Genomic DNA, 12,063 nt, shown 5'->3' on the forward strand with positions numbered 1-12,063 from the left:
GCTGGCAGACTGCGGGTCTTTTCCGCTGTCTGCCCCTGAGGCTGTATGACTTTCACCCCTCGCCAGGTCACCTTGGCCAGCTGGATCATCGTCTTTGCCGGCCTGCTGCTGGCGCTCCCGCTCAAGTTGCTGCCCAGCCTGCTGGCGGGCCTGCTGGTGTTCGAGCTGGTCAACATGCTCACCCCGCGGCTCCAGCCGCTGATTGCCGGACAGCGTGCGCGCTGGCTGGCGGTGGCGCTGCTGGGCACCTTGGTCGTCACTACGCTGACCTTGTTGATTGCCGGCGCATTCAGCTTTCTCTTGCACGAGGCAGAAAACCCTGGGGCCTCGCTGGACAAGTTCATGCTCCTGGTAGAGCGTGCGCGCAGCCAGTTGCCACCGTTCATCGAAGGCTACCTGCCGGCCAGTGCGGCCGAGTTCAAGGTGGCCATCGGTGAGTGGCTGAAGAGCCATCTGGGTGAGCTGCAACTGGTCGGCAAGGGCATGGCGCACATGTTCGTCACCTTGCTGATCGGGATGATCCTAGGCGCTATCGTCGCCTTGCAGCGGCTGCCGGACATCTCCCGGCGCAAACCGCTGGCTGCGGCGTTGTTCGAGCGTTTGAGCCTGCTGGTGACGGCGTTTCGCAACATTGTCTTCGCGCAGATCAAGATTTCCCTGCTCAACACCTTTTTCACCGGCATCTTCCTCGCCGTGGTGTTGCCGCTGTTTGGCGTGCACCTGCCGTTGACCAAGACCCTGATCGTGCTGACCTTCCTGCTCGGCCTGCTGCCGGTGATCGGTAACCTGATGTCGAACACGCTGATCACCATTGTCGGCTTGTCGCTGTCGATCTGGGTGGCGCTGGCGGCGTTGGGCTATCTGATCGTGATCCACAAGGTCGAATACTTCCTCAATGCGCGGATCGTCGGCGGGCAGATCAGTGCCAAGTCGTGGGAACTGCTCTTGGCGATGCTGGTGTTCGAGGCGGCATTTGGACTGCCGGGGGTGGTGGCGGGGCCGATCTATTATGCGTATCTGAAGAGTGAGTTGCGTCGCGCTGAACTGGTCTGATTGAAGATTTTTGGGGCCGCTGTGCGGCCCTTTCGCGACACAAGGCCGCTCCCACAGGTTCGCGCGGTCTCTGTGGGAGCGGCCTTGTGTCGCGAAAGGGCTGCGCAGCAGCCCCAAAAACCGTCAAATGACGCCGTAACGCTTGCGCGCCTCGATCGCCAGGCCGCTACCAATGCTGCCAAAAATGTTGCCTTCGACATGCCGCGCCTTGGGCAGCATCGCCGCCACGCTGTTGCGCAGCGCCGGGATGCCGCTCGAGCCGCCGGTAAAGAACACCGTATCCACCTGGCTCTCGCTCACACCCGCCTTGTTCAGCAAGTCGCTGACGCTGCCACGCACGCGCTCCAGCAGGCTGCCGATGGCATCCTCGAACAGCGCCCGGGTCAACTCCACGGTCAGCTCCGGCTCGACCCGACGCAGGTCGATCAGGCGGCTGTCCTGGTCGGTCAGCTCGATCTTGCTCGCTTCGACTTCCATGGCCAGCCAGTGCCCGGCGCGCTGCTCGATGACCTTGAACAGGCGGTCGATGCCCTGCGCATCTTCGATGTCGTAGCGCATGTTGCCCAAGGCCAGCTGCGACTTCTGCGAGTACACCGCGTTGATCGTGTGCCAGGTCGCCAGGTTCAGGTGATAACTGGTCGGCATCAGGGCACCGCTCTTCATCCGGCTGCCATAGCCGAACTGCGGCATGACGCCCTGCAGGCTCAGCTGTTTGTCGAAGTCGGTACCGCCGATGTGCACACCACCGGTGGCGAGGATATCGCTCTGGCGGTCGTCGTCCAGATGGCGCTCCGGCGACAGGCGGATCAGGGTGAAGTCAGAGGTACCACCGCCGATATCGACGATCAGCACCAGCTCTTCGCGGTCGATGCCCGACTCGTAGTCGAAGGCCGCGGCAATCGGTTCGTACTGGAACGAAACATCCTTGAAGCCGATCTTGCGCGCGACCTCGGCCAGGGTGTCCTCGGCCTCCTGGTCGGCGGCCGGGTCATCGTCGACGAAGAACACCGGCCGGCCCAGCACCACTTGGTCGAATTCGCGGCCGGCATCGGCCTCGGCGCGCTTCTTCAGCTCGCCGATGAACATGCCGAGCAGGTCCTTGAACGGCAGGGCGCTGCCGAGCACGCTGGTGTCATGCTTGATCAGCTTGGAGCCGAGCAGGCTCTTCAGCGAGCGCATCAGGCGCCCTTCATAGCCTTCAAGGTATTCGTGCAGGGCCAGGCGGCCGTAAACCGGGCGACGCTCCTCGATATTGAAGAAGACCACCGAGGGCAGGGTGATCTTGCCCTGTTCCAGGGTGATCAGCGATTCGGCACCTGGGCGGTGCCAACCGACCGTGGAGTTGGAGGTGCCAAAGTCGATGCCCAGGGCACGGGCCGGGGATACGTCGGACATGGGAAATAGCTTCCGGAGGCAAAACGGCCGCGCAGTTTATGCCAGTGGCCAGCAGAATCAAGACCAGTCGTCTGCTCTATAGCAACCCCAAGCCGACCTTGAAAGGCTATGCTTGACCCCTATCTTCAGATGCAACACGAAAATTCACACTGGTGATCCATAGATGGACTTCAAAGACTATTACAAGATACTCGGCGTAGAGCCCACCGCGGACGACAAGGCGATCAAGGCCGCGTACCGCAAGCTGGCCCGCAAGTATCATCCCGATGTCAGCAAGGAGCGCGACGCCGAGGACAAGTTCAAGGAGGCCAACGAGGCCTACGAAGTACTCGGCGATGCGCAAAAACGTGCCGAGTTCGACGAAATTCGCAAGTACGGCGGCCAGCATGGTCGGCCGTTCCAGGCCCCGCCGGGTTGGCAGAACCGTGGCGGTGCTGGCGCGGGTGCGGGCTTCGAAGGCGGCGACTTCTCGGATTTCTTCAGCTCGATCTTCGGCGCCCGTGGCGGCAGCCCGTTCGGTCGCGGGCAGCAGCAACAACAGCGCAGCGCTGGCAGGCGAGGGCAGGACGTGGAACTGGAACTGGCAGTCTTCCTTGAAGAGACGCTCAACAAGGAATCCAAGCAGATCAGTTTCCAGGTGCCGCAGACCAACGGCGCCGGCCAGCGCACCGGGTTCACCACCAAGACCCTCAACGTCAAGATCCCTGCCGGGGTGACCGATGGCGAGCGCATCCGCCTCAAGGGCCAGGGTGCGCCAGGGGTAGGCGGTGGCGCCAACGGCGACTTGTTCCTGACCATCCGCATGGCGCCGCATCCGCTGTTCGATGTCGAAGGCCATGACTTGATCATCACCGTGCCGCTGGCGCCCTGGGAGGCGGCATTGGGTACCAAGGTGGCGGTGCCAACCCTGACCGGCAAGATCAACCTGACCATTCGGCCAGACAGCCAGAGCGGTCAGCGCTTGCGGGTCAAGGGCATGGGCCTGGCCAACAAGCAAGGCGAACGTGGCGATCTGTATGCGCAGCTCAAGGTGGTCATGCCGACCCAATCGGATGAGCAAACCCGCGAATTGTGGACCAAGCTCTCCGAGAAAGCCGCGTTCAATCCGAGGACACAATGGAGTAGTTGATCATGAGCAGCACCCTGATCGTTCAACTGGACATGCGAACCCTCTGCCAGGAAGCCGACCTGACGGCCGACTGCGTGATCGAAATTGTCGAACACGGCATTGTTGAACCTTCCGGGCGAACGCCGGAGGACTGGCTGTTCGATGACCGTGCGCCGGGCACCTTGAAGCGTGCGGTAAAGCTGCATCACGAGCTTGAGCTGGAATGGGAGGGGGTGGCGCTGGCGCTGGAGTTGCTGGAGGAGGTGCACCAGTTGCGCAGCGAGAACAGCATGCTGCGTCAGCGGCTGGGGCGCTTTACCCAGATTTGATCGACTCGGCGGGCCTCTTCGCGGTACTAGCCCGCGCCTGCAGGGCCAGCGCCGGTTTCCGATCCGGCGCTGGCCCTGTAGGAGCGGGCTAGTCCCGCGAAGAGGCCGGCACAGTCCGCACAGATCACTCCGGCAACAACCGATCGCGGCTATTGGACAGGTGCAAGCAGAGCGCCGCCCGCGCCGCGTCCGGGTCCTGGCGGCGGATGGCATTGAGGATCGCCTCATGCTCAAGGTTGGCCAGATAAGCATGCCGCGCCAGCCTGGAGCCGGAGCGCTCATCCGCCGTCAGGCGATTACGCGGGATCAGGCCACTGCCCAACTGCGCCATCATCTGCGTGAAATACAGATTGCCGGTGGCCTCGGCGATCAGCAGGTGAAAACGTCGGTCTGGCTCGATGCAGCTATCACCGGCCGCCGCCATGTCCTGATGATCATCCAGCGCCTGACGCATGCGCAGCAGTTGCTGCTCGCTGCGGCGCAGGGCGGCGAGGGCGGCCGCCTGGCCCTCCAGGCCGATACGCAGTTCGAGCAGGTCACGCACGCTGGCGGCGTTTTCCGCGCCGACGCGCAGGCGGGACTGGGCCTCGCGCTCGATCACGAACGTGCCAATGCCATGGCGCGGCTCTACCAGCCCCGACGCCTGCAACTTCGACAATGCCTCGCGCACCACGGTGCGACTGACACCATGGTCGCGAACGAGGGTGTTCTCCGACGGCAGCTTGTCGCCGGGCTTGAAGGTGCCCAGAAGAATCTGCTGGGTCAGGGTGGAAACCAGGTCATGGGCGCGGCTATGGCCACGCTTGCGGGCGGTTTCGAGCGGGGCAGACAGATTCATGGTGCGGCTCCTGATGGAGGTCGTACAAGTGCAGCGTGATAGCGGCGAGATTAGCACCCCGACTTGTATGACAAGTTAGTTTTTTGAATTATTTCTACGCCTCGATCACGGCCTGATGACCATCCTGTTATTTCTCTATCAGCGATTTTTGCCGAAATTAAGCGTTTTATTAGCTTGTATTTTGTAATTTGCCGCCTGTTCGTGTTCTTGTCGTACAACTGCACAGGCCCTATGATTTCGTCCACTGGCATGTCAGACAAGCAAGGCGGACTGCCTCCCGCCGCGACATCCATCGACCCGCACAAAAACAAATAGTGGGAGATTTTGCAGTGAACGACACCCTCGATCCGTCCCTACGGCGCGATGACGTGTTGGCCAGCGCCGTGGCCAAGGTCAAACGCCACGTCTTGCCGCTGTTCGTCATCATGTTCATCGTCAACTACCTCGACCGGGTCAACATCGGCTTCGTCCGCCCGCACCTGGAAAGCGACCTGGGTATCAGTGCCGCCGCTTATGGCTTCGGTGCAGGCCTGTTCTTCATCGGTTACGCATTATTTGAAGTGCCTTCGAACATGCTTCTGCAGCGCGTCGGCGCACGGCTTTGGCTGACCCGCATCATGTTCACCTGGGGCCTGGTGGCCACCGCCATGGCCTTCGTGCAGACCGAAACCCAGTTCTATGTGCTGCGCTTTCTGCTGGGCGTGGCCGAAGCCGGGTTCTTCCCCGGGGTGATCTACTACTTCACCCGCTGGCTGCCCGCCGCCGAGCGCGGCAAGGCGATTGCCATCTTCCTCAGCGGTTCGGCCGTGGCCTCGCTGATCTCCGGGCCGTTGGCCGGGGTCTTGATGCAGATTCAGGGCATGGGCCTGCACGGCTGGCAGTGGATGCTGTTCATCGAAGGCATGGCCTCGGTGGCGCTGTGCTTCTTCGTCTGGTTCTGGCTCGACTCCAAACCCCATGATGCCAAATGGCTGAGCCGCGCTGAACAAGACGCGCTGGTCGACACGATCGACCGCGAGCAGCGTGAGCGCGAGGCCCACGGGGTGGTCAAGGTGTCGTCCTGGGGTCTGCTCAAGGACCGCCAGATCGTACTGTTCTGCCTGATCTACTTCTGCATCCAGCTGACCATCTATGCCGCCACCTTCTGGCTGCCGAGCATCATCAAGCGCATGGGTGACCTGTCGGACATTCAGGTGGGCTTCTTCAACTCGATCCCCTGGCTGATCTCGATCATCGCCATGTACGCCTTCGCTGCCGGTTCCGCGCGCTGGAAATTCCAGCAGGCCTGGGTCGCTGGCGCATTGGTGATTGCCGCGATCGGCATGTTCATGTCGACCACCGGCGGACCGGTATTCGCCTTTGTCGCCGTGTGTTTTGCGGCGATCGGTTTCAAGTCGGCGTCGGCGTTGTTCTGGCCGATCCCCCAGGGCTACCTGGACGCACGGATCGCTGCGGCGGTAATCGCCTTGATCAACTCGGTGGGCAACCTCGGCGGGTTTGTCGCGCCGACCACCTTCGGCCTTCTCGAACAGCACACCGGTTCGATTCAGGGCGGGTTGTACGGCCTGGCCGTGACCTCGGTACTGGCCGCCATCGTGGTGTTCTTCGTCCGCACCCGGCCCAAGGCCGGTGCCTCCAATGATCCCAAACCGCAGTCGGCCTTGAGCCACACTCACTGAACCTGCAGGACAATAATCATGAATATGCAGAGCACTCCAGAATCGTTCAATGGTATCCAGCCGGCGCATACCGGCACGCCAGTGGTCACCGAGTTGCGGGTAATCCCGGTCGCTGGCCACGACAGCATGCTGCTCAACCTCAGCGGCGCCCATGGCCCGTATTTCACCCGCAACATCGTCGTGCTGCGCGACAGTGCCGGCAACACCGGCCTGGGTGAAGTGCCCGGTGGCGAGACCATCCGCCAGACGCTTGAAGACGCCCGCAGCCTGGTGGTCGGCCAACCGATCGGCCATTACCAGCGCGTGCTCAATGCCATGCGCCAGACCTTCGCCAACCGCGATGTCGCGGGTCGCGGCCTGCAGACGTTCGACCTGCGCATCACCGTGCATGCGGTGACCGCCATCGAGTCGGCGCTGCTCGACCTGCTCGGCCAGCACTTGGGCGTACCGCTGGCAGCGCTGCTGGGCGAGGGCCAGCAGCGTGATGCGGTGAAGATGCTCGGTTATTTGTTCTACATCGGCGACCGCCAGCAGACGGACCTGGCCTACCGCAATGAAGCCGATGCTGACGACGACTGGTTGCGCGTGCGCCACGAAAAAGCCCTGACCCCGGAGGCGGTGGTGCGCCTGGCCGAGGCCGCCAAGCAGCGCTATGGCTTCAGTGACTTCAAGCTCAAGGGCGGCGTGTTGCGCGGCGAGGAAGAAATCGAAGCGGTTACCGCCCTGGCCGAGCGCTTCCCGGAGGCGCGCATCACCCTTGATCCGAATGGCGCCTGGTCACTCAAGGAGGCTATTGCCCTGTGCCGTGATCAGCATCAGGTGCTGGCGTATGCCGAAGACCCGTGCGGTGCCGAAAATGGCTATTCCGGACGTGAGGTGATGGCCGAGTTCCGCCGTGCCACCGGCTTGCCGACGGCGACCAACATGATTGCCACCGACTGGCGGCAGATGGGCCATGCGATCCAGTCACAGGCTGTGGATATCCCCTTGGCCGACCCGCACTTCTGGACTCTGCAAGGCTCGGTGCGGGTTGCGCAGATGTGCAATGACTGGGGCCTGACCTGGGGCTCGCACTCGAACAACCACTTTGATATTTCCCTGGCCATGTTTACCCAGGTGGCGGCTGCGGCACCGGGTGAGATCACCGCGATCGACACGCACTGGATCTGGCAGGACGGCCAGCGGCTGACCCGCGATCCGCTGCGTATCGTTGATGGCCATGTGCGTGTGCCCGAGCGGCCTGGGCTGGGGGTGGAGCTGGATGAGGATCAACTGGCCAAGGCGCATGAGTGCTATCGCAACATGGGGCTGGGCGCGCGCGACGACAGCGTGGCGATGCAGTTTTTGATTCCGGGGTGGAGCTTCGATAACAAGCGGCCTTGCCTGGTGCGCTGAACATCAGGCAATGGCTGTTAGCAGAACCCTGTAGGCGCGGGGCAAGCCCGCGCCTACAGGGTGTGCGTTGGCCAATGCCGCGATTCAGGCAAAGAACCGCCGGGCCACTTCGACAAACGCCGGCAGCACCGGGTTGGGATTGTCACTGCAAAACGCTAAGAACATTTCTGCCTGCTGTTCATTCTGCGCCAGCGGCCTGAACACCACGTTTTCCATGTGCAGCGCCTGTGCTGATGCGGGCACCACTGCAACCCCCAGTGCGGCATTCACCAGTCCGATGATCGAATGGGTCTGGCCCAGTTGATGGGTGTAACGCGGCTGCACTTCATGCCGCGCGAACAGGTTGGCAATCCGGTCGTGGAAGTACCGGCCTTCAGTCTCGCTGTACATGATGAACGGCTGCTGATGAAAATCCTCGGGCTTCAGTTCGCCCTTGGACGCCAGAGGATGGCCATGGGGCAGGGCAGCCACGAACGGTTCACGGTGAATCAGCACGTACTCGACCCGGGCACTGGGCATCACCTGGCGGACAAAGCCGACATCGATCATGCCGGTTTCCAGCGCATGCACCTGGCCGAGCGAGACTCGCTCGCTCAACTCCAGGTCAATGTCCGGCAGTACTTCGGCGGCATGCACCAGCAGCTGCGGGATCAGGCTGTAGGCGCCAACAGCGGTGAAACCCAGCATCAGCCGACCGGCCTCGCCATGGGCAATCCGCCGTGCCGAGAGGCTGGCCGACTCGGCAATCTGCAGCACGCGCCGCGCGTCTTCGAGAAATTTCTGCCCGGCCGGCGTCAGCCGCGCCTGGCGGTTGTTGCGCTCGAGCAGCAGCACCCCAAGCGAATGCTCGAGCAATTGAATCTGTCGGCTCAATGGCGGTTGGGTCATGTGCAGGCGAACAGCCGCCCGGCCGAAATGCAGTTCTTCGGCGACGGCGACAAAACAGCGCAACTGATGCAGTTCCATGATTCAACATCCGTATTATTCGATCCACTATCTATATTAGACCTGTATCGATCGTGGTCCTAGCATCGACGTCATTACCCGAGCTGCCGGATGCCAACGATGAACAACTCAGACACTCCGATTGACCTGTTGCTGACCCAGCCAGTACCCGATGCCATCGATGAGGTACTGCTGCGCGAGTACCGTGTGCATCGCCTGTACCAGCAGCAACACCCGCACAAGCTGCTTGCAGAGATCGGCCCGCAGATACGCGGGGTAGTCACCGGCGGCGCCAAGGGCCTGTCCAACGCGCTGATGGATCAACTCCCTGCGCTGCAGATCATCGCCATCAGCGGCATCGGTACTGACGCCGTCGACCTCGCGCACGCCGCCAAGCGCAACATCCATGTCACTACCACCCCCGGCGTGCTCACCGATGATGTCGCCGACATGGCCATCGGCCTGATCATCGCCACCTTGCGCCGCCTTGGCGAGGGTGAGCGGTTGGTACGGGAAGGCCTGTGGGGCACGGTCAACCTGCCGCTGGCACGCAAGGTCAGTGGGATCAACCTGGGTATCGTCGGCCTGGGCCGGGTGGGCCATGCGATTGCCAAGCGGGCCCTGGCCTTCGACATGCGCATCGCTTACTGCGACCGGCGCGAGCAGGCCGAAACCGGCTATCGCTTTGTCGGCGACCTCAGCGAGCTGGCGCGCTCGGTAGACGTCCTGGTCCTGGCGGCCTCGGCGGATGACGGCAAGGCGATCATCACCCGTGAAGTGCTCGAAGCGCTGGGGCCGGACGGCTACCTGATCAACGTCGCCCGCGGCAAGTTGGTGGATGAGGAGGCACTGGTCGACGCGCTGCGCGAACGGCGGATTGCCGGGGCAGGCCTCGATGTATTCGTCGATGAACCGCAGGTGCCGCCAGCCTTGCGTGATCTCGCCCAGGTCAGCCTGCAGCCGCATCGCGCCAGTGCCACCTTGCAGACTCGCCTGGACATGGGGCGGATGGTCCTCGACAACCTCGCTGCCTGTTTTCGCGGTGAGCTGCCGCCCCATCGTGTCTAGCGTGCACACGCCATAGCCCCCGGGCCGTTCGCCTCCCGACAAGAACAATCGCTTCCGTGAGAAGCAAGAGGGTCATCATGAACAGCAAAACCGCCGCCGCACCGCTGGTGCAGGCCAGCATCGGTCGTCATCGCTTCCTGGTGCTGGCGCTGATTTTCGTCATCACCGTCATCAACTATGCCGACCGCGCGACCTTGTCCATCACGGGCACCGAAGTGCTCAGCGATCTCGGCCTCGACCCGGTCATGCTCGGCATGATCTTTTCGGCGTTTGCCTGGGCCTACGCCCTCGGGCAAGTCCCCGGCGGCTGGCTGCTGGACCGCTATGGTGCGCGCCGGGTCTACGGCATCAGCCTGATCCTCTGGTCGTTGTTCACGCTGCTGCAAGGTACGGTCGGCTGGATGGGCCTGGCTGGGGTGTCGGCGGCGGTGGCGCTATTTTCCATGCGCTTCATGCTCGGCCTGGTCGAGTCGCCGGCGTTTCCGGCCAACTCGCGCATCGTCAGTTGCTGGTTCCCCACCCGTGAACGCGGTACGGCATCGGCCTTGTTCAACTCTGCGCAGTACATGGCGGTGGTGCTGTTCGCGCCGCTGATGGCGTGGATGACTCACAGCCTGAGCTGGGAGCAGGTGTTCATCTGGATGGGGGTTTTGGGGCTGGTGCTGAGTGTGGTGTGGTTTCGCCTGTATCACGAGCCGCACAGTGCGCCGGGGCTGAGCCGCGAGGAGCTGGACTACATGCGCGAGGGTGGCGCCCTGGTCGACCTTGAACAGGAGCGCAAGACGGCCAAGAGCAAACCCACCCGCGCCGAAGTGCTGCAGCTGTTCACCAGCCGCAATTTGTGGGCGGTGTACCTGGGCCAGTACTGCATCACCGCGCTCACTTACTTCTTCATTACCTGGTTCCCGATCTACCTGATCAAGGGCCGCGGCATGACCATCATGGAAGCCGGGTGGGTGGCTGCGCTGCCAGCGATCTGTGGCTTCAGCGGTGGCATCCTCGGCGGCTTCGTGTCCGACTGGCTGATCCGGCGCGGGGTGCATCCATCTCGGGCGCGCAAGACGCCGTTCGTGATCGGCATGGCGCTGTCGACGAGCCTGGTCCTGGCCAACTACGTCGACGGCAACGCTGCGGTGATCATGCTCATGACCCTGGCGTTCTTCGGCAAGGGCCTGGCGGCAGTGGGTTGGGCGGTGCTGTCGGATGTGGCGCCGAGCAAGATGGTTGGGCTGTGCGGCGGTGTGTTCAATGGCATCGGCAACATTGCCGGGATCATCACGCCGCTGGTGATTGGTTACGTGGTGGCCAGCACCGGCTCGTTCGACAACGCACTCTGGTTCGTGGCCGCCCATGGCGTGCTGGGGATCCTCGCTTACCTGTTGCTGGCCCGGCGCTTCGAGCGCACCGGCCAGGCGTAGGCAGACGCCTGAGCAACGGGGCCCTGGGAGACCGGGGCTTTTTTTGTTCTTCACGGATTGTTGGGGGAGATGATTTGTTGGCTTGGCTTGGCTTGGCTTGGCTTGGCTTGGCTTGGCTTGGCTTAGGTCTTGTGGGCTTATCCATTTGATGTGGTGGTGCCACTGGCCCCTTCCGCCCTTACTGCGGGTCACTTTTTTTCTTGGAAAAAAGTAACCAAAAACCGCCTGCTCCTGCATCCGGCCCTGCGCTGCGCTACGCTACGGGTCCCCTCGCTCCAGTCTTGCTCCGGGAGAGCCGCGCTGTACGGCCCCTCCTGGGCCTCAGCGCTTTGCGGCCATCCATGGCCTCCACCTCCCTGCGCAAGACCTCCACTCGGCCTCCTGACGTCGCGAAGTTACGGGTGGCGTCTGGGCTGGCTTTGTTTTTGATAGTGGCATGGGTGGTGGATATTCGGGCCTCTTCGCGGGGCAAGCCCGCTCCTACAGGTTTATGCGCCGAATCCAAAATCTGCGCTAATCCTGTTGGTGCGGCGGTGCGGCGATCCGACATGCCCCGCGAAGAGGCCGGTACTGCGCCGAATTCAAAATCTGCGCTAAACCTGTAGGAGCGGGCTTGTCCCGCGAAGAGGCCGGTACTGCCAATGCAAATCGCAGGGCGCAGCCCTGCCCAGCCACACCACAAATCCGCTGGTAAATAAACAAAGCGAGAGCGCAGCGATTCGCCTGCCGTTGCAGTGCCTGTTGATCTTGATCTGCGCTCGGCCTCCTGACGTCGCGAAGTTACGGGTGGCGTCTGGGCTGGCGTTGTCTTCAATGTGGCAGGTGGGGTGGATAT

Annotated in this window: 10 protein-coding genes; 7 read left to right on the forward strand and 3 right to left on the reverse strand. The window is 62.6% G+C overall.

Annotated elements, in window-relative coordinates:
• The first annotated feature begins 45 nt into the window (after positions 1-45).
• The gene (locus J3B00_RS05180) at positions 46-1,053 is read left to right on the forward strand and encodes a hypothetical protein (RefSeq protein WP_209864989.1); all 1,008 of its coding nucleotides are present in this window, start codon (positions 46-48) and stop codon (positions 1,051-1,053) included.
• Between the two features lie 123 nt (positions 1,054-1,176).
• Here the strand turns inward: J3B00_RS05180 and J3B00_RS05185 are convergent, their stop codons facing one another.
• Positions 1,177-2,448 (reverse strand): Hsp70 family protein, encoded by a 1,272-nt coding sequence (locus J3B00_RS05185; protein ID WP_209864992.1) that lies wholly within the window; start codon positions 2,446-2,448, stop codon positions 1,177-1,179.
• A gap of 163 nt (positions 2,449-2,611) precedes the next feature.
• Here J3B00_RS05185 and cbpA point away from each other — a divergent pair, with 163 nt between their 5' ends.
• Together cbpA and J3B00_RS05195 are read left to right on the forward strand one after the other, a co-directional pair.
• Positions 2,612-3,577, forward strand: a complete 966-nt coding sequence (cbpA, locus tag J3B00_RS05190) for a curved DNA-binding protein (RefSeq protein ID WP_209864995.1) — start codon at positions 2,612-2,614, stop codon at positions 3,575-3,577.
• A gap of 2 nt (positions 3,578-3,579) precedes the next feature.
• On the forward strand, positions 3,580-3,885 hold the full coding sequence (locus tag J3B00_RS05195; protein WP_209864998.1) for a chaperone modulator CbpM: 306 nt from the start codon (positions 3,580-3,582) through the stop codon (positions 3,883-3,885).
• 124 nt (positions 3,886-4,009) lie between these two features.
• Here J3B00_RS05195 and J3B00_RS05200 read toward each other — a convergent pair whose 3' ends face one another.
• Positions 4,010-4,723, reverse strand: a complete 714-nt coding sequence (locus tag J3B00_RS05200) for a FadR/GntR family transcriptional regulator (RefSeq protein WP_209865001.1) — start codon at positions 4,721-4,723, stop codon at positions 4,010-4,012.
• Positions 4,724-5,052: 329 nt separating this feature from the next.
• Between J3B00_RS05200 and J3B00_RS05205 the strand changes: the two genes are divergently transcribed.
• Together J3B00_RS05205 and gudD are read left to right on the forward strand one after the other, a co-directional pair.
• Positions 5,053-6,402: an MFS transporter gene (locus J3B00_RS05205; RefSeq protein ID WP_209865004.1), complete on the forward strand. Its 1,350-nt coding sequence runs from the start codon at positions 5,053-5,055 to the stop codon at positions 6,400-6,402.
• 18 nt (positions 6,403-6,420) lie between these two features.
• A complete protein-coding gene (gudD, locus tag J3B00_RS05210; protein WP_209865006.1) occupies positions 6,421-7,797 on the forward strand; it encodes a glucarate dehydratase in 1,377 nt (458 codons plus the stop codon).
• Positions 7,798-7,881: 84 nt separating this feature from the next.
• Here gudD and J3B00_RS05215 read toward each other — a convergent pair whose 3' ends face one another.
• Positions 7,882-8,763, reverse strand: a complete 882-nt coding sequence (locus J3B00_RS05215; RefSeq protein WP_209865009.1) for a LysR family transcriptional regulator — start codon at positions 8,761-8,763, stop codon at positions 7,882-7,884.
• A gap of 99 nt (positions 8,764-8,862) precedes the next feature.
• On the opposite strand from J3B00_RS05215, the gene J3B00_RS05220 reads away from it, so the two are divergent.
• Complete coding sequence (locus J3B00_RS05220) at positions 8,863-9,810, forward strand: 2-hydroxyacid dehydrogenase (protein WP_209865012.1); 948 nt, start codon at positions 8,863-8,865, stop codon at positions 9,808-9,810.
• A gap of 77 nt (positions 9,811-9,887) precedes the next feature.
• The gene (locus J3B00_RS05225; RefSeq protein WP_209865015.1) at positions 9,888-11,228 is read left to right on the forward strand and encodes an MFS transporter; all 1,341 of its coding nucleotides are present in this window, start codon (positions 9,888-9,890) and stop codon (positions 11,226-11,228) included.
• Positions 11,229-12,063 lie beyond the last annotated feature (835 nt).

It is taken from the genome of Pseudomonas sp. BP8, from assembly GCF_017875955.1.
In the GTDB taxonomy this organism is placed as follows: domain Bacteria; phylum Pseudomonadota; class Gammaproteobacteria; order Pseudomonadales; family Pseudomonadaceae; genus Aquipseudomonas.